The sequence below is a fragment of the Enterobacter sp. NFIX58 genome (genome assembly GCF_900110475.1).
GTDB lineage: Bacteria > Pseudomonadota > Gammaproteobacteria > Enterobacterales > Enterobacteriaceae > Enterobacter > Enterobacter quasiroggenkampii.
This window is the reverse complement of the sequence record NZ_FODW01000004.1, coordinates 351,006-370,468: the sequence shown is the minus strand read 5'-3', so window position 1 is coordinate 370,468 and position 19,463 is coordinate 351,006. Positions and strand designations below refer to the sequence as shown.

At 56.6% G+C, this 19,463-nt stretch carries 11 protein-coding genes and 1 pseudogene; 9 read left to right on the top strand and 3 right to left on the bottom strand.

What is annotated here, in order from left to right:
- Positions 1–16: 16 nt before the first annotated feature.
- Together BMW97_RS18070 and araC are read right to left on the bottom strand one after the other, a co-directional pair.
- Complete coding sequence (locus tag BMW97_RS18070; protein ID WP_045907783.1) at positions 17–784, bottom strand: DedA family protein; 768 nt, start codon at positions 782–784, stop codon at positions 17–19.
- A gap of 128 nt (positions 785–912) precedes the next feature.
- A complete protein-coding gene (gene araC / locus BMW97_RS18065) occupies positions 913–1,758 on the bottom strand; it encodes an arabinose operon transcriptional regulator AraC (protein WP_023293301.1) in 846 nt (281 codons plus the stop codon).
- 337 nt (positions 1,759–2,095) lie between these two features.
- Here araC and araB point away from each other — a divergent pair, with 337 nt between their 5' ends.
- The 8 genes and pseudogenes from araB to BMW97_RS18030 all read left to right on the top strand — a co-directional run bounded on the left by araB (position 2,096) and on the right by BMW97_RS18030 (position 15,921).
- Positions 2,096–3,805 (top strand): ribulokinase, encoded by a 1,710-nt coding sequence (gene araB, locus BMW97_RS18060; RefSeq protein ID WP_045907782.1) that lies wholly within the window; start codon positions 2,096–2,098, stop codon positions 3,803–3,805.
- A 10-nt stretch (positions 3,806–3,815) separates the two neighbouring features.
- Positions 3,816–5,318: an L-arabinose isomerase gene (gene araA, locus BMW97_RS18055; protein WP_045907781.1), complete on the top strand. Its 1,503-nt coding sequence runs from the start codon at positions 3,816–3,818 to the stop codon at positions 5,316–5,318.
- An 89-nt stretch (positions 5,319–5,407) separates the two neighbouring features.
- Entirely contained in the window at positions 5,408–6,103 is a 696-nt protein-coding gene (araD, locus tag BMW97_RS18050) for an L-ribulose-5-phosphate 4-epimerase (protein WP_008502011.1), read from the top strand.
- 156 nt (positions 6,104–6,259) lie between these two features.
- Positions 6,260–8,617 (top strand): DNA polymerase II, encoded by a 2,358-nt coding sequence (gene polB, locus BMW97_RS18045; RefSeq protein ID WP_045907780.1) that lies wholly within the window; start codon positions 6,260–6,262, stop codon positions 8,615–8,617.
- A 128-nt stretch (positions 8,618–8,745) separates the two neighbouring features.
- Positions 8,746–11,652, top strand: a complete 2,907-nt coding sequence (gene rapA, locus BMW97_RS18040; RefSeq protein ID WP_045907779.1) for an RNA polymerase-associated protein RapA — start codon at positions 8,746–8,748, stop codon at positions 11,650–11,652.
- Between the two features lie 12 nt (positions 11,653–11,664).
- A complete protein-coding gene (gene rluA / locus BMW97_RS18035) occupies positions 11,665–12,324 on the top strand; it encodes a bifunctional tRNA pseudouridine(32) synthase/23S rRNA pseudouridine(746) synthase RluA (RefSeq protein WP_045907778.1) in 660 nt (219 codons plus the stop codon).
- Between the two features lie 312 nt (positions 12,325–12,636).
- A pseudogene (locus BMW97_RS24445) lies at positions 12,637–12,762 on the top strand (ESPR domain-containing protein); the annotation flags it as partial.
- Between the two features lie 189 nt (positions 12,763–12,951).
- Positions 12,952–15,921, top strand: coding sequence for an autotransporter outer membrane beta-barrel domain-containing protein (locus BMW97_RS18030; RefSeq protein WP_302846758.1), 2,970 nt, complete (start codon positions 12,952–12,954; stop codon positions 15,919–15,921).
- A 60-nt stretch (positions 15,922–15,981) separates the two neighbouring features.
- Here the strand turns inward: BMW97_RS18030 and djlA are convergent, their stop codons facing one another.
- On the bottom strand, positions 15,982–16,797 hold the full coding sequence (gene djlA, locus BMW97_RS18025) for a co-chaperone DjlA (RefSeq protein ID WP_008502016.1): 816 nt from the start codon (positions 16,795–16,797) through the stop codon (positions 15,982–15,984).
- A gap of 239 nt (positions 16,798–17,036) precedes the next feature.
- Here djlA and lptD point away from each other — a divergent pair, with 239 nt between their 5' ends.
- A complete protein-coding gene (gene lptD, locus BMW97_RS18020; RefSeq protein ID WP_045907776.1) occupies positions 17,037–19,412 on the top strand; it encodes an LPS assembly protein LptD in 2,376 nt (791 codons plus the stop codon).
- The last annotated feature ends 51 nt before the right edge of the window (positions 19,413–19,463 follow it).

Below are 19,463 nucleotides of genomic sequence, written 5' to 3'. Positions count from 1 at the left end.
CAGTGCCGCCCGGCGCTTAACGGCTCACAACTTTCAACAGGATCTCACCGTACACCGGCATCAGCGGGTGGCGAATCAGCGCCACCAGCGCCACCACCGCCACACCCAGCGTCAGCGGGGCCAGCCAGAGCAGGCGAGTACGCGGGAGGTAGCGCGTCAGGCGATCGATATTTGCCTTCGCGCTGCGCCACAGTCGCCAGCAGAGCCATGCCGCCAGCCATAGCAGCAGCGCCGTGCCCAGCAGTAGCCACTTAAACTCACCGCTTTGCATACCGTCAGGAATATCGATGGCGGCCCCCGCGAGGATCCCCGGCAGGAAGTAGAACGGCGGCCAGAAGACGCAGCCGATAATGTTTGGCACCACGAATTTCGCAACGGGCAGATCCAGCATCCCGGCCACCATCGGCACCAGCGGACGCGTTGGCCCAACGAAGCGGCCGACGAGGATGGTAAACATGCTGTGCTGGTGCAGCGCATGCTCGGTCTTATCCAGCAAGGCTTTGTTCTTTTTCATGAACGACCAGCGGTGCAGCGGCTTCTTAAAACGCCAGCCCAGCCAGAAGGAGATCCAGTCGCCCAGCAGACAGCCGATTATCCCGGCCAGCCATGCCTGCCAGAAATTGACCTCACCGCTGCCGATAAGCGCCCCAAGCCCCGCCATCATCACGGTGCCGGGCAGGATTAACCCGACAAGCGCCAGCGATTCCAGAAACGCCACCAGCGCCACGGCGATGAGCGAGTACATAACGGACTGGGTAATAAAGTGTTCCAGCAATGCCTGCATAACTATTCCGGTCAGAAAACGAATCAGCGATTCTGCTTAGCGCCCCGCACCGCGTCAAGGCAACAATTGTCTGAATAGTTTACAGGTTGCTTCCTGCATTCACCTGTTTGTTTATCTTTTTTTACCGTTTATTCACATCCCGCGCGGAATTCACTGGGGCTGGCACCGGTACATTTTTTAAATACCCGGGAGAAATAGAGCTGATCCTCAAAGCCCACATTGCGCCCCACGGTGGCGATGGGCATCCGGGTGGTGCTGAGCAGCAGCTTCGCCTGGCTGATCCGCTGATCCTCGCGCCAGCTCAACACGCTGACGCCCAGCTGCTGGCGGAACAGATGCGACAGACGCGACGGTGACAGGCAGACGTGCTGGGCAACGCTGGCGATATCAAACTGGCTATCGGCCAGGTGGTCGCTGATGTACTGGCAGGCGTCGCGCACGCGGTTATCCAGCGGCGGGTTAAGCGACGCGTTAATCGCCTCCATCCGTCGCAGCAGCAGCTGTTCAAGCAGGTTAATCGCCAGCAGTTCAGCGTAGCGCCCACCGGCCTGTCCCGCCTCGATAATCTGCGCAAAAAGCTCGCGAAACTGCGCCAGATGCACCTCATCCGGGCGATAAAAACCGGTGTGCGCAAAAATCGCCGGCCAGGAAAGCCACTCCTGCCAGTAGGCGCGCGGACGGAAATAGACCCACTGGTGATACCACTCTTTGGCATCCGGATGACGGCCATAGTGGTGGATCTCCCCCGGCGGGAACAGCAGGATATCCCCCGGGCGGCAGACAAATTGCTGGTCGCCGTTTTTGATGATCCCTTCCCCTCGCACGGTCAGGTTGAGGATATATCCTTTCATCCCAAGCGGTCGGTCGACGTAAAAGTCGAGATATCCTTCAGCCTCGATAGGAGTCAGTCCCGCCACAAGGTGCGCGTTAAACGAGTATCCCGGCAGCAGAGGATCGTTTTGCGTTTCGGCCATAGATTCAGTTCTCCCAAGGGTCCTCAAGGAAACCAATTGTCCATATCACTAAAAGCAGGTTAAAAATGGCCCGCGAAAAGATCCAAAAAGCATCACGCCGCTTTTACGTCCGCCATGTTTCAGCCTTTCCCCCTGATTTTTCCGCCTGAGCAGGCAGATAAGCAGTAACAAAAGTGTCTATAAGTGCGGCAGAAATGTCCACATTGAATATTTGCACGGCGTCACACTTTCCGTTGTAACAGCAATTTAGTCCATAAGATTAGCGGATCCTGCCTGACGACTTTTGTCCCCAGTCTCTAATGTTCTTCCATACCTCTTTTTTCGATGGAGCAACACCATGGCAATTGCGATTGGCCTCGATTTTGGCAGCGATTCGGTTCGCGCGCTGGCAGTGGACTGTACGTCCGGCCAGGAGATAACAACCAGCGTTGAGTGGTACCCGCGCTGGCAAGAGGGGCGCTACTGCGATGCGCCGAACAACCAGTTTCGGCATCACCCGCGTGACTACATTGAGTCGATGGAAGCGGCCATTAAAACCGTTCTGGCCGAACTGACCGACGCCCAGCGGGCGGATATTGTTGGGATTGGCGTCGACAGTACCGGCTCCACGCCTGCCCCTGTGGATGCCGATGGCCGCGTGCTGGCGCTGCGTCCTGAGTTTGCCGACAACCCGAACGCCATGTTCGTGCTGTGGAAAGACCATACCGCCGTGGAAGAGGCCGAAGCCATCACCCGCCTGTGCCATCAGCCGGGCAAAACGGACTACTCGCGCTACATCGGCGGAATTTACTCCAGCGAATGGTTCTGGGCCAAGATCCTGCACGTCACCCGTGCCGACGCAACTGTTGCGCAGGCTGCAGCGTCATGGGTTGAGCTGTGCGACTGGGTGCCTGCTCTGCTCTCCGGCACCACGCGTCCACAGGATATCCGCCGCGGTCGCTGCAGCGCCGGGCATAAATCCCTGTGGCATGAAAGCTGGGGCGGCCTGCCTCCGGCAGCCTTCTTCGATGAACTCGACCCGATCATCAACAAGAGCCTGACATACCCGTTGTTTACCGACACCTTTACCGCCGATATTCCCGTCGGCACCCTCTGTGAGGAGTGGGCGACGCGCCTCGGCCTGCCGCAAAACGTGGCGATCTCCGGCGGCGCGTTTGACTGCCATATGGGCGCCGTGGGCGCGGGCGCACAGCCAAACACGCTGGTCAAAGTTATCGGTACCTCCACCTGCGACATCCTGACGGCGGATAAAGCCACCGTCGGCGACCGCGCGGTAAAAGGCATCTGTGGCCAGGTTGACGGCAGCGTGGTACCGGACTTCATCGGCCTCGAAGCCGGTCAGTCCGCGTTTGGCGATATCTACGCCTGGTTTGGTCGCGTGCTGGGCTGGCCGCTGGATCGGCTGGCGGCGGCGCATCCTGAACTGAAAACCCAGATCGCCGAGAGCAAAAAGCAGCTTCTGCCGCAGCTTACCGAAGCCTGGGCCAAAAATCCCTCTCTCGACCACCTCCCGGTGGTGCTGGACTGGTTTAACGGTCGTCGCACACCGTTTGCCAACCAGCGCCTGAAAGGGGTGATTACCGATCTCAACCTCGCGACCGACGCGCCCGCGCTGTTCGGCGGCCTGATTGCCGCAACGGCCTTCGGTGCCCGCGCCATTATGGAGTGCTTCACCGAGCAGGGCATCGACGTGAATAACGTGATGGCGCTGGGCGGCATCGCCCGTAAAAACCCGGTGATCATGCAGGCCTGCTGCGACGTGCTGAACCGTCCGCTGCAGATTGTGGCGTCCGATCAGTGCTGCGCGCTGGGCGCGGCGATTTTCGCCGCCGTCGCCGCGGGCGTCCATGCGGATATCCCCGCCGCGCAGCAGCACATGGCGAGCGCCGTCGAAAACACCCTTCAGCCGCGTGCTCAGCAGGCACAACGCTTTGAACAGCTTTATCAGCGCTACCAGCAGTGGGCAAAAAGCGCCGAACTTCACTATCTCCCTGTCGCCGCCCCGGCCAAAAGCACCGCGGACACTACGGCAACCCTGACCCATTAAGGACACGATGATGACCATTTTTAATAACTATGAAGTGTGGTTTGTGATTGGCAGCCAGCATCTGTACGGACCGGAAGCGCTGCAGCAGGTAACGAAACACGCGGAGCACGTCGTTAACGCGCTGAACGCGGAAGCCAAACTGCCGTGCAAGCTGGTGCTGAAACCGCTGGGCACAACGCCGGATGAGATTACCCATATCTGCCGCGACGCGAACTACGATGATAAATGCGCCGGTCTGGTGGTGTGGCTGCACACCTTCTCACCGGCAAAAATGTGGATCAACGGCCTGTCTATCCTCAACAAACCGCTGCTGCAGTTCCATACCCAGTTCAACGCCTCCCTGCCATGGGACAGCATCGACATGGACTTTATGAACCTGAACCAGACCGCACACGGCGGCCGCGAGTTCGGCTTCATCGGCGCGCGTATGCGTCAGCAGCACGCGGTGGTCACCGGCCACTGGCAGGATGGTAAGGCGCAACAGCGTATCGGATCCTGGATGCGCCAGGCGGTTTCGAAGCAGGATACCCGCCACCTGAAAGTGGTGCGTTTTGGTGACAACATGCGTGAAGTGGCGGTCACCGACGGTGACAAAGTGGCCGCGCAGATCAAGTTCGGCTTTTCCGTGAATACCTGGGCCGTGGGCGACCTGGTGCAGGTAGTGAATGAAATCAGCGATGGCGACGTGAGCGCGCTGGTGGACGAGTACGAAAGCAGTTACCGCCTGACGCCTGCGGCACAGATCAACGGCGACAAGCGTCAGAACGTGCTGGATGCGGCGCGCATCGAACTGGGCATGAAGCGCTTCCTGCAACAGGGCGGTTTCCACGCCTTTACCACCACTTTTGAAGATCTCCACGGTCTGAAACAACTGCCGGGTCTGGCAGTACAACGTCTGATGCAGCAGGGCTACGGCTTTGCCGGCGAAGGCGACTGGAAAACTGCCGCTCTGCTTCGCATCATGAAGGTGATGTCGACCGGTCTGCAGGGCGGCACCTCCTTTATGGAGGACTACACCTACCACTTCGAGAACGGCAATGACCTGGTGCTCGGCTCTCACATGCTGGAAGTGTGTCCTTCCATCGCGGTAGAGGAAAAACCGATCCTCGACGTGCAGTACCTCGGCATCGGCGGTAAAGCCGATCCGGCGCGTCTGATCTTCAACACCCGCACGGGCCCGGCCATCAACGCCAGCCTGATCGATCTGGGCGATCGTTTCCGCTTGCTGGTGAACTGCGTCGATGCGGTTGAAACACCACATTCTCTGCCGAAACTGCCGGTCGCCAACGCCCTGTGGAAAGCACAGCCGGACCTGCCGACCGCGTCTGAAGCCTGGATCCTGGCCGGTGGCGCGCACCATACCGTCTTCAGCCACGCGCTGGATCTGAACGACATGCGTCAGTTCGCCGAGCTGCACGATATCGAACTGACCGTCATTGATAACGATACCCGCCTGCCCGCCTTCAAGGACGCGCTGCGCTGGAACGAAGTCTATTACGGTTCAAAACGCTAAAGCACGGAATGCCCGGTGGCGCCGCGTTTACCGGGCCTACGATCCTGTAGGCCGGATAAGCGAAACGCCATCCGGCACTGGAGACAACAATGTTAGAAGAGCTCAAACGGCAGGTACTTGAAGCCAACCTGGCGCTGCCGAAACATAATCTGGTCACCCTTACCTGGGGCAACGTGAGCGCCGTTGACCGCGATAAAGGCGTGTTCGTGATCAAGCCTTCCGGCGTCGATTACGCGGTGATGACGGCGGACGATATGGTCGTTGTCAGCATCGAAACAGGTGAAGTGGTGGAAGGCAACAAAAAGCCGTCATCCGATACGCCCACTCACCGCCTGCTCTATCGATCATTCCCGACCATCGGCGGTATCGTGCATACCCATTCGCGCCATGCCACCATCTGGGCGCAGGCGGGCCAGTCCATCCCGGCGACCGGCACCACCCACGCGGACTACTTTTACGGCACCATTCCCTGCACGCGTTTGATGACCGATGCGGAAATCAACGGCGAGTATGAGTGGGAAACCGGTAACGTGATCGTTGAGACCTTCGAAAAACAGGGAATCGACGCGGCGCAAATGCCGGGCGTGCTGGTGCACTCCCACGGCCCGTTTGCCTGGGGGAAAAACGCGGAGGACGCGGTGCACAATGCCATCGTGCTCGAAGAGATCGCCTATATGGGGATCTTCTGTCGCCAGCTGGCGCCGCAGCTGCCGGATATGCAGCAAACCCTGCTGGATAAGCATTACCTGCGCAAGCACGGTGCGAAGGCCTACTACGGACAGTAACCCCTTGCCCGGTGGCGCTGCGCTTACCGGGCCTACGGAACCTGCAGGCCGGATAAGCGCAGCGCCATCCGGCAAAACAGGCACTGTATAAAACCCCAGCAAACCTACCTCAACCAGGCTATAATCAGGCCTGGTTTTGTTTTCTGGGATAACGGCGTGGCGCAGGCGCAAGAAGGCTTTTTACTGACCCGACACTGGCGGGATACGCCTCAGGGCACCGAGGTTGAATTCTGGCTGGCAACCGACAACGGCCCGCTGCAGGTGACGCTGCCGCCGCAGGAATCCGTGGCGTTTATTCCAGAAGCGCACGTCGAAAAAGTGAAACAGCTGCTGCGCGGTGAAAACGGCTGGCGCATTACCCCGCTTGAGCTGAAAGATTTCCACCGTCAACCGGTTTATGGCCTCTACTGTCGCGCCCATCGTCAGCTGATGCGCTATGAAAAACTGCTTCGCGAAGCGGGCGTAACGCTCTACGAAGCCGACATCCGCCCACCGGAGCGCTTTCTGATGGAGCGGTTTATTACCGCGCCCGTCTGGGTCGACGGCACCGCGCACAACGGCAGCCTCGTTAACGCGCGGCTGAAGCCGAACCCGCACTACCGCCCTCCGCTGAAGTGGGTCTCCCTGGATATCGAAACCACCCGCCACGGCGAACTGTACTGCATAGGCCTGGAAGGCTGCGGCGATCGGGTTGTCTATATGCTCGGACCGCCGAATGGTGATGCCTCCGAGCTGGATTTCCGGCTTGAGTACGTCAACAGCCGCCCGCAGTTGCTCGAGAAGCTTAACCAGTGGTTTGCCGACTACGATCCCGACGTCCTGATCGGCTGGAACGTGGTGCAGTTCGACCTTCGCGTGCTGCAAAAACACGCCGAGCGTTACCGCATCCCGCTGATGCTCGGGCGCGGCAACAGCGAGCTGGAATGGCGCGAGCACGGTTTTAAGAACGGCGTTTTCTTCGCCCAGGCGAACGGTCGCCTGATTATCGACGGCATTGAGGCGCTCAAGTCCGCCTTCTGGAACTTCTCATCATTCGCCCTCGAAGCGGTGGCGCAGGAGCTGCTTGGCGAAGGCAAATCCATCGACAACCCCTGGGACAGAATGGACGAGATCGACCGGCGCTTTAACGAAGACAAGCCCGCGCTCGCCACCTATAACCTGAAAGATTGCGAGCTGGTCACGCAGATTTTCCACAAAACCGAAATTATGCCCTTCCTGCTGGAACGCGCGACGGTGAACGGCCTTGCGGTAGACAGGCATGGTGGATCGGTTGCCGCCTTTAGCCATCTCTACTTTCCCCGAATGCACCGGGCAGGATATGTCGCCCCTAACCTCGGGGAGGTGCCTCCGCAGGCCAGCCCCGGCGGCTACGTCATGGATTCCCGGCCAGGATTGTATGATTCCGTTCTGGTGCTGGACTACAAAAGCCTCTACCCGTCGATAATTCGCACCTTCCTGATCGATCCCGTCGGGCTGGTTGAGGGCCTGGCCCAGCCGGATGATGAACACAGCACCGAAGGCTTCCTCGGCGCACGCTTCTCGCGGGAAAAACACTGCCTGCCCGACATCGTGGGAAACATCTGGCACGGCCGCGATGAGGCCAAGCGCCACGGCAACAAGCCCCTTTCACAGGCGCTGAAAATCATCATGAACGCCTTCTACGGCGTGCTGGGTACCAGCGCCTGCCGCTTCTTCGACCCGCGTCTGGCGTCGTCGATCACCATGCGCGGGCACGAGATCATGCGTCAGACCAAAGCGCTGATTGAGTCCCGGGGCTATGACGTCATCTATGGTGACACCGACTCCACCTTTGTGTGGCTTAAGGGCGCGCATTCAGAAGAAGACGCCGCGCAAATCGGCAAAGCGCTGGTCGCCTTCGTGAACGACTGGTGGCAGGAACATCTGCAGAAAGCGCGGTTAACCAGCGCGCTGGAGCTGGAATTTGAAACCCATTTCGCCCGCTTTTTAATGCCCACCATTCGCGGTACCGATCAGGGCAGCAAGAAGCGCTACGCCGGGCTGATTCAGGACGGCGACGCGCAGCGGATGGTGTTTAAAGGGCTCGAGACGGTACGTACCGACTGGACGCCGCTGGCGCAGCAGTTCCAGCAAACGCTCTATCTGCGGGTGTTTCGCAATGAACCGTATCAGGACTACGTGCGCGAGACGATAGCCAGCCTGATGGCGGGCGAGCTTGACGCGCAGCTGGTGTATCGCAAACGCCTGCGCCGCCCGCTCGCGGAGTACCAGCGCAACGTTCCTCCGCACGTGCGCGCCGCGCGCCTTGCGGACGACGAAAACGTCCGGCGCGGCCGCGCGCCGCAGTATCAGAACCGGGGCACCATCAAATACGTCTGGACGATAAACGGTCCGGAACCGGTGGATTATCAGCATTCGCCTCTGGATTACGAACACTATCTGACGCGTCAGCTTCAGCCGGTTGCCGACGGAATTTTGCCCTTCATCGACGACGACTTTGCTACACTGGTTACAGGGCAACTTGGCCTATTTTGACACGTGACGAAATGGCTGCCATCCAGTACCATAGCGCCCTTTCCATTCCCGGACCCATTTTTCGATGACCGTCTTTTTTGACGGTGGTCGAACTATTGCCTGCAATTAAAGATTAGAGCCGAACAACTATGCCTTTTACACTTGGTCAACGCTGGATCAGCGATACAGAAAGCGAACTTGGATTAGGAACCGTCGTTGCCGTTGATGCGCGCATGGTTACCCTCCTCTTCCCTGCCACTGGTGAAAACCGCCTGTACGCTCGCAATGACTCCCCTGTAACCCGCGTGATGTTTAATCCGGGTGACACCGTGACCAGCCATGACGGCTGGCAGCTCAAGATTGAAGACGTAAAAGAAGAGAATGGACTGCTCGCCTACATCGGCACTCGCCTGGACACCGACGAGGCCAATGTCATCCTGCGCGAAGTGCTGCTCGACAGCAAGCTGGTGTTCAGCAAGCCACAGGACCGTCTGTTTGCCGGGCAAATCGACCGTATGGATCGCTTCTCGCTGCGCTATCGCGCGCGTAAGTTCCAGAGTGAACAGTACCGCATGCCGTGGAGCGGCCTGCGCGGCCAGCGCACCAGCCTCATCCCCCACCAGCTGAACATCGCCCATGACGTGGGCCGTCGCCACGCGCCACGCGTGCTGCTGGCAGATGAAGTGGGCCTGGGTAAAACCATTGAAGCGGGTATGATCCTGCATCAACAGCTGCTTTCCGGCGCCGCCGAGCGCGTGCTGATCGTGGTGCCAGAAACCCTGCAGCACCAGTGGCTGGTTGAAATGCTGCGCCGCTTCAACCTGCGTTTCTCTCTGTTCGACGACGAACGCTACGCAGAAGCGCAGCACGATGCGGACAACCCGTTTGAAACCGAACAGCTGGTGATTTGCTCTCTGGACTTCGTGCGCCGCAGCAAGCAGCGTCTTGAGCATCTGTGCGATGCCGAGTGGGACCTGATGGTGGTCGACGAAGCGCACCACCTGGTCTGGAGCGAAGATGCGCCGAGCCGCGAATATATGGCTATCGAGCAGCTTGCCGAACGCGTGCCTGGCGTTCTGCTGCTGACCGCAACGCCGGAACAGCTGGGTCTCGAAAGCCACTTCGCCCGTTTGCGCCTGCTCGATCCCAACCGTTTCCACGATTTTGAGCAGTTTGTGGAAGAACAGAATAACTACCGTCCGGTGGCGGATGCCGTCGCCCTGCTGCTGGCGGGCAAGCGTCTTTCTAATGACGAACTCAACACCCTGAGCGATCTGATCGGCGAGCAGGATATCGAGCCACTTTTGCAGGCTGCGAACAGCGAGAGCGACAACGCGGAATCCGCGCGCAAAGAGCTGATCGACATGCTGATGGATCGCCACGGCACCAGCCGCGTGCTGTTCCGTAACACCCGTAACGGCGTGAAAGGGTTCCCGAAACGCGAGCTGCACACCATTAAACTGCCGCTGCCGACGCAATATCAGACGGCGATTAAAGTCTCCGGCATTATGGGCGCGCGCAAAACGCAGGAAGAGCGCGCCCGCGACATGCTTTATCCGGAGCAAATCTACCAGGAGTTCGAAGGCGATACCGGCACCTGGTGGAACTTCGATCCGCGCGTGGAGTGGCTGATGGGCTACCTGACCGCACACCGCTCCCAGAAAGTGCTGGTGATCTGCGCCAAGGCGGCTACCGCCCTGCAGCTGGAGCAGGTTCTGCGCGAGCGTGAAGGTATTCGCGCCGCCGTGTTCCACGAAGGCATGTCCATCGTTGAACGCGACCGTGCCGCGGCGTGGTTTGGCGAAGAGGACAGCGGCGCGCAGGTTCTGCTGTGCTCGGAAATCGGCTCCGAAGGCCGTAACTTCCAGTTCGCCAGCAACCTGGTGATGTTCGATCTGCCGTTCAACCCGGATCTGCTCGAGCAGCGTATCGGCCGTCTGGACCGTATCGGTCAGGCCCATGATATTCAGATCCACGTGCCGTATCTGGAAAAAACGGCCCAGTCCGTGCTGGTGCGCTGGTTCCACGAAGGTCTGGATGCGTTTGAACATACCTGCCCGACGGGCCGCACCATTTACGATCAGGTGCATAGCGATCTGATCGGCTACCTGGCCGCGCCGGAAAACACCGACGGCTTTGACGATCTGATTAAGTCCTGTCGTGAGAAGCACGACGCGCTGAAAGCCCAGCTGGAACAGGGTCGCGATCGCCTGCTGGAGATCCATTCCAACGGTGGCGAGAAAGCGCAGGCGCTGGCAGAGAGCATCGAAGAGCAGGATGACGACACCAGCCTGATTAGCTTCTCGATGAACCTGTTCGATATCGTCGGTATCAACCAGGACGATCGTGGTGAGAACCTGATAGTCCTGACCCCGTCCGATCACATGCTGGTACCGGATTTCCCTGGCCTGCCGGAAGATGGCTGTACGATCACCTTCGAGCGTGACGTGGCGCTGTCCCGTGAAGATGCCCAGTTCATCACCTGGGAACACCCGCTGATCCGCAACGGGCTGGACCTGATCCTCTCCGGTGATACCGGCAGCAGCACCATCTCCCTGTTAAAGAACAAGGCGCTGCCGGTGGGGACGCTGCTGCTGGAGCTGATTTACGTTGTGGAAGCACAGGCGCCGAAGCAGCTGCAGCTCACCCGTTTCCTGCCGCCGACGCCGGTCCGTCTGCTGCTGGATAAAAACGGCACGAACCTGGCCGGACAGGTCGAGTTCGAAAGCTTCAACCGCCAGCTGAGCGCGGTGAACCGCCATACCGGCAGCAAGCTTGTTAACGCGGTCCAGCAGGACGTGCACGCTATTCTGCAGCAGGGCGAAACCCAGATTGAGAAAGCGGCCAGAGCGCTGATCGATGCCGCACGCGCGGAAGCCGACGAGAAACTGTCTGCGGAGCTGTCGCGTCTGGAAGCGCTGAAGGCCGTGAACCCTAACATCCGTGACGACGAGCTGGCGGCGATTGAAAGCAACCGTCAGCAGGTGCTGGAAAGCCTCAACCAGGCTAGCTGGCGTCTGGATGCCCTGCGTCTTATCGTTGTGACGCATCAGTAACCGGAGCGCAAGATGGTGATGGAGCCGTACAATCCGCCGCAGGATCCCTGGCTGGTCATTCTGTATCAGGATGAACACATTATGGTGGTCAACAAGCCCAGCGGGCTGTTGTCCGTGCCGGGGCGTCTGGATGAGCACAAAGACAGCGTGATGACGCGCATTCAGCGCGATTATCCTCAGGCGGAGTCTGTCCATCGCCTGGACATGGCCACCAGCGGCGTGATTGTAGTGGCGCTGAACAAAGCGGCGGAACGCGAGCTGAAGCGCCAGTTCCGCGATCGCGAGCCGAAAAAGCAGTATGTCGCCCGCGTCTGGGGTCACCCCGCGCAGGCGGAAGGGCTGGTAGATTTACCGCTGATCTGCGACTGGCCGAACCGGCCAAAGCAGAAGGTGTGCTACGAAACCGGCAAGGCCGCGCAGACCGAGTATGAAGTGCTGGAGTACGCGCCGGATAATACCGCGCGCGTCCTGCTTAAGCCGATTACCGGTCGCTCACATCAGCTACGCGTGCATATGCTTGCCCTGGGTCATCCAATTCTGGGCGACCGGTTTTACGCGCCGCCTGAAGCGCTGGCCTTAGCGCCACGTCTGCAGCTGCACGCGCAGACGCTTACCATCACCCATCCGGCCTTCGGTAACGCGATGACGTTTAAAGCTCCGGTGGACTTCTAATCCACTCTCAATAAATATTTGTTATCGGGCACGCGCCTGATAACAAATATTCAAAATCCATATCTCCCGCATCAATATTAAAGCCATCATAAATAATATTCACAAAAGTTATTGCTTATAATAACGCCTCTCTCATTTATTTAAAAAAACTAAAATACATATTAAAAAATAGTAAATTGAATTAACGTCGGTCATTGTTAAAAATCCACCTAAAAAATAAGGAAATACTAATCCCACTGGCTCCCAGGGCAGGTTGTTTCGCTAGTCAAAAACATTCAGAAACAATCGACTCATTAATTTACAAGGACGTATATGAACAGGACTTACAACATCATCTGGAATTGTGCCAGAAATATGTACATTGTTGCCTCTGAGTTTTCCCGTGGAGACAGCAAAACCCGCTCATGCGTTCGCGCTGGAGGGGCTATCGCGACCTTTATTTTATCCGGCATTGCGGGTTCGGCACTCGCGACTGACAGGACGTTTGAGGCTGTCCCAGGTGATAACGAGATCAGCGGCGAATACTCAACCACAGAGAATGTTACCGCAGCGGTAACAGCCAACGGTTCCGATGTCGTTGTTAACGATAGTGGCGCGCTGACAATATCGACTAGCGGAGACTCAGCGATGGGCCTTTACGTTTTCAATGGCGCGAAAGTCACGCTAGACGATCCCAACACCACCATTACTACTTCTGGATATGGCATGGCCAGGGGGCTCGTTAACCAACAAGGAACGGTCACATTAGCTAACGTTACTATAAAAACCACCGGTGATTTTGGTAATGCGGGCATATTTAACAATGGCGAAATGACCGGCACCGGGGTCACCATTAGTACAACCGGTAGCGAGAGCTACGGGATTCAGAATTACACCCAAACGTTCACCTTAGACTCATCAAAAATTGATACTTACGGTGAAAAGTCTATCGGTTTATCCAATTTCGGCCGAGCAGCGCTCTCGGATACGCAAATTGCTACGCATGGCCAGAATTCTGACGCGATATCCTCCAGTAAGGCAACCAGCGCTGTCGTGCTGAATAACGGTTCTGTTATCACGACCGGGGAAAATTCACGGGCGGTGGTTATCAATAACGGCGGGGAATTTGAAGCAACCAGCACCACGATTACCAGTGAACAGTCTGCAGCCATCGTCTTGCAAAACGCCAGCAATGCCGCCATCGCTAACAGTAATATTTCCGGTAGCAATGCCGTCTTCTCGTTCAGCGGTGGAAAAAATGCCGCCACAATTGACGGCGGAAGCATTACGGCAACCGCATCCGGAGGAAGTGCTTTTGCCGTGGATTCAGGATCTGCCGATATTAGCGTGAAGAATGTGCAAACGATGAATGCAGACAATCTGCTCACCGTGGCCAATACCGCCGATGCAGTCACCCTGAGCGCTCAAAACAGCAAGCTGTCCGGCGCCGTTAAGGCCAGCGGTGATAATGTCAGCATGAATCTGGATGAAAACAGCCAGTGGCTGCTTACCGGCGATTCCAGCGTCGGTAATCTTTCCAGTAACGGGCGCATCACGCTCGGCGATGAAAACGGCAGTGCCGGTACGCTCAATGTCGGTAATCTCATCCTTCAGGATAACAGCCAAACTGATGTCTACCTCGATGCAAACGCGACAAGTGCCCCTGTTATCGCTCAGAATGCAACGCTGAATGGCACGCTGAATATTACGGGTTACGGTGGTGCCAGCACGCTTTCAGCGGATAGCACCTTCACGGTGATTGACGCTGAAAATGCAATCAATGGCAATTTTACCCACTTCACCGTCGCGGGTATGGCATCAGGATCCGTTGACTTCATCACCTTCAGCGGCGCCGTTGACCCCGCCGACGTGACGAATTACGTCCTGACGCCGTCATTAGCCTGGTATGCCAGCCAGAACCCAACGCCAACGGCGGCTCACGGTACATTCACCCTGAACAATGCTGACGGCAGCTTTACGCTGAGCACGGCGCTTGTCGATCAAAATGCTAACGCCACGACGGGATGGGACGGTAAATCACTCACCAAAGAGGGGCAAGGTACGCTGATTCTGAATGCCGCAAACAGTTACAGCGGCACAACGGATGTTAACCAGGGCACGCTCTGGCTGGGCGAGGCCGGCGTTATCGGCGTACAAAACAGCGATCAGGCCGTGAATGTCGCGGCAGGCGCGACGTTTGGTGGCGACAACGGAGTGGTGAACGGCAATGTTAACAGCAAGGGCACCGTTCAGTTCAACGACACGCTTACGATCAATGGTGATCTGAGCAACGCAGGCAGCATTATCAGCGGCAAAATCGAAGGTACCGACGGCATAACGACCGGTAACACACTGATCGTAAATGGCGCTTATACCGGTTATCAGGGGTCTCTGACGCTGAATACGCAGTTAGGCGACGATACGTCGCCAACCGATATGCTTAAAATTACGGGGAATACGTCCGGTAACACTACCCTGTACATTAACAACGCAGGCGGTCAGGGGGCCCTGACCCAAAACGGAATTGAAGTGATTAAGGTCGGCGGTGAATCAAACGGTACCTTTGTTCAGGGTAACCAGGTCCAGATCAACGCCTACGAATACCGTCTGTATCAGGACTCAGGGAACTGGTATCTCCGTTCCCAGGCCATGGATGAGGGTGGCGACGTAACGCCTCAGTATCGTGCCGATATTGGTTCATACCTTAGCAACCAGTGGCTGGCTCGCGATCTGCAGATGCAGACCCTCTCAGACCGAGAAGGCAGCCAGTTCAAATCGGAAAACGGCACGACATGGGCGCGTTTCAAAGCAGGTAAGAACCAGTCCACTGCGGCAGAGAGCAATATTGATATCGACAGCAACTACTCCCAGTTCCAGATGGGGGGTGATGTTGCAGCCTGGAACAACGACGAACAAAGCCTGGTGGTCGGGATTATGGGTAGCTATATGAACGCCAGCAGCAACAGCACGGGCAATAGAGGTGCTGACGGCAGCCGCTTCAGCGCTGACGGTAAAGTCGATGGCTATAACCTCGGCGTCTATACCACCTGGTTTGCCGATGCCCGACAGCATCAGGGTTTTTATGTCGACAGCTGGTATCAGTACGGGATGTACCACAACAGCGTAGATAACGGTGACGTTGGCTCAACGGATTACGATTCAAACGCCAACGCCGTTTCGCTGGAAACGGGCTATCGCTACAATGTCGCACTCGGCGACAACACGCTGAGCCTCACGCCGCAGGGACAGATCGTCTGGCAGGATTACCGTGCCGATGACATCAAAGACAGCAGCGGCACAACGATTGATGGGCAAAACGGTAACAGCTGGACCACCCGTTTAGGTCTGCGAGTTGACAGCAAGATGAATAAGGCGAACGACGCGGTTATCCAGCCGTTTGCGGAGGTCAACTGGCTGCATACCTCTGAAGAAACGGCAGTTAACTTTGGTGACACACAGATCAAGCAGGATATTCCTGCCGATCGTGCGGAGCTGAAAGCAGGTGTTCAGGCGAACGTGAACAAGCAATGGAGCGTTATCGCCCAGGTGTCCGGACAAAAAGGTGTTAATGATTACAGCGATGTAAACGGCAGTCTGAACGTACGCTACAGCTGGTAATCACGTAGAAAGGGCCTGGCAGTTCATCCTGCCAGGCCCTTCTTCATTCTCCAGAGGGGCTTATTTAAAGCCTTTCTTCTCTTTAATCAGTTCGTACGCTTTCTGAATTTCCTGCGCCTTTTGCTTCGCCATCTCCATCATTTCCGGCGGTAAGCCTTTCGCGACCAGCTTGTCCGGATGGTGCTCGCTCATCAGCTTACGATAGGCACGTTTGATCGTGGTCTGATCGTCAGAAGGCTTTACGCCTAGTACGTTACAGGCATCTTCCAGCGTCGGACCACGCTGCGCCTGCTGCCAGGCACCGCCAGATGACTGCTGGTGATAGCCGCCGCCAAACTGCGCCCCGCCCTGCATCATCCGCAGGAACTGGTCGAACTGCATACGGGAGATGCCCAGCTCTTCCGCAATCACGTATAAAACATCGCGCTCGTTAGGGTGAAGCGAGCCGTCGGCAAAGGCCGCCTGAATCTGAATTTCCAGAAACATCCGAATTAAATCAAAACGGCCGAAGCAGATGCTGCGGAACTGACGCATTTTTTCGCGAAGCGGATAGTTGTCGGATTTCCCGATGCGAAACGCATTTTGCGCCTCCAGGCGGGAGTCACCGTGCAGATTCATGCGGTCCATAAAGACGCTGGCAATCTGAATATCGGCTTCCGTAACGCGGCCTTTGGATTTGGTTAAATGCCCCATCACCTCAAAAGTGGTGGAGAAAAAGAGTGACTGACGCTCGCGCTGATTGGCAAACCAGGCCATTTTGCGGCTGCGCGCCTTATCAAACATATGCCCAATAATAAGCCCCAGCACTATTCCCCAGAACCCGGCACCCATGATGATGGCGAACGCAACGCCGATTATTTTACCCCAATACTGCATATACTCCCCGGATAGTCATATTCCTGGCCGACGCAACGTCATCATCACTGTGTTCAAGTCACGGTCAATTGAAGGACATCGCCTATAATTTGCTTTATCATACTCGTCATTCGATAGCGAGCCTAACACTCTGGCACGCAAACGGGCAGGATTAACGCTGGTACTGCGCAGATGAGTAAGATAGTCTCTGAGCGTTTGTAAGCCGTAGCCACTGATGACGGAACAATAAAATACAACGTATGAAAAAACGTATCCCCACCCTCCTGGCCACAATGATTGGCACCGCCCTGTACAGTCAACAGGGGCTGGCGGCCGATCTCGCCTCGCAGTGTATGCTTGGCGTCCCAAGTTATAATCGCCCACTGGTGAGTGGCGATACCAATAGCTTGCCGGTAACCATTACTGCCGACAGTTCAAAAGGGACTTACCCTGACAATGCCACGTTTACAGGCAATGTCGATATTAATCAGGGCAATAGCCGCCTGCAGGCAGATGAAGTGCAGCTGCACCAGAAGCAGCCGGAAGGCGCGGCCGAACCGGTACGCACGGTGGATGCGCTGGGTAATGTGCACTATGACGACAATCAGGTCATCCTGAAAGGTCCGAAAGCCTGGTCAAACCTGAATACGAAAGACACTAACGTCTGGAAAGGTGATTACCAGATGGTGGGTCGCCAGGGGCGCGGTGACGCAGACCTGATGAAACAGCGCGGAGAAAACCGCTATACCATCCTGGAAAATGGCACGTTCACGTCGTGTCTGCCGGGTTCAAATACCTGGAGCGTGGTCGGGAGCGAAGTGATCCATGACCGCGAAGAGCAGGTCGCTGAGATCTGGAATGCCCGCTTCAAAGTGGGTCCGGTCCCCATATTCTACAGCCCTTATTTGCAGCTTCCCGTGGGTGACAAACGTCGCTCCGGTTTCCTGATCCCGAATGCCAAATACAGCACCACGAACTACTTTGAGTTCTACCTGCCGTATTACTGGAACATCGCGCCCAACATGGATGCGACGATCACGCCGCACTATATCCACAAGCGCGGCAACGTCATGTGGGAGAACGAATTCCGCTATCTGACCCACGCCGGTGCGGGTCTGATGGAGCTGGATTATCTGCCGTCGGATAACGTTTACAAGGACGACGCCAGAAACGTCTCGGGTGATAACCGTCACCGTTGGCTGTACTACTGGCAGCATTCCGGGGTGATGGATCAGGTGTGGCGCTTTAATGTTGACTACACCAAAGTCAGCGATTCGGCTTATTTTAATGACTTCTCGTCCAAATACGGCTCGAGTACCGATGGCTATGCCACGCAGAAATTCAGCGTAGGCTATGCGGTGCAGAACTTTGATGCAACCGTCTCGACCAAGAAATTCCAGGTGTTTTCTGACCAGTCCACGCCTACCTATGGCGCTGAGCCACAGCTGGACGTCAACTGGTACCAGAATGATGTAGGTCCATTCGACACCCGGGTTTACGCTCAGGCGGTGCATTTCGTGAACACGGATTCGGACATGCCTGAAGCCACGCGTGTTCACCTGGAGCCGACGATCAATCTGCCGTGGTCTAACGACTGGGCAAGCCTGAATACCGAAGCCAAGCTGATGGCAACGCACTATCAGCAAAAAAATCTCGATAATTACAACGCAACGAACAGTGCGCATCTGGAAGAGTCGGTTAACCGAACGCTCCCTCAGTTTAAAATGGACGGCAAGCTGATCTTCGAGCGTGATATGGCCCTGCTGGCGGATGGGTATACCCAGACGCTTGAACCGCGTATGCAGTATTTGTACGTGCCATACCGCGATCAGAGCAACATTCAAAACTACGACTCCTCTTTACTGCAGTCTGACTACAGTGGTCTGTTCCGCGACCGTACTTACGGCGGTCTGGACCGCATCGCCTCAGCGAACCAGTTAACGACCGGCGTCACAACACGTGTTTATGATGATGCCGCCGTTGAACGTTTTAACGTTTCTGTGGGTCAAATCTACTACTTCACAGAGTCTCGCACGGGCGATGACAATATTCAGTGGGAGAAAGACAACAAAACGGGATCGATAGTATGGGCGGGAGATACCTACTGGCGTATGACTGACCGTTGGGGCCTGCGTGGCGGTGTGCAGTATGACACGCGTCTCGACAACGTTGCTAACAGTAGTGCAGCCATAGAGTATCGTCGCGATGAAGATCGTATGATTCAGGTAAGCTATCGTTACGCTAGCCCAGAATATATTCAGGCAACGCTACCGAAAAGCAATGATCAGAACAGCATCAACTACTGGAAATCACCACAATATTCGGATGGTATTTCTCAGGTCGGTGCGGCAGCGAGTTGGCCCATCGCCGACCGTTGGTCAATCGTAGGCGCTTACTACTTTGACACTAACGCGAATAAAGCTGCTGACCAGATGGTGGGGCTGCAATATAACTCCTGCTGCTACGCGCTGCGTGTCGGTTACGAACGTAAGCTTAACGGCTGGGAAAACAATCAAAGCAAATACGATAACGTGATTGGCTTTAACTTCGAGTTACGCGGCCTGAGTTCCAACTACGGTCTGGGTACGCAGAAAATGCTGCGCTCGAATATTCTGCCTTACCGCAGTTCCTTGTAATGTGCTTGATTTGCAACGTAATCCGCTTTGCGGTTAATTGAAATGGAAAAA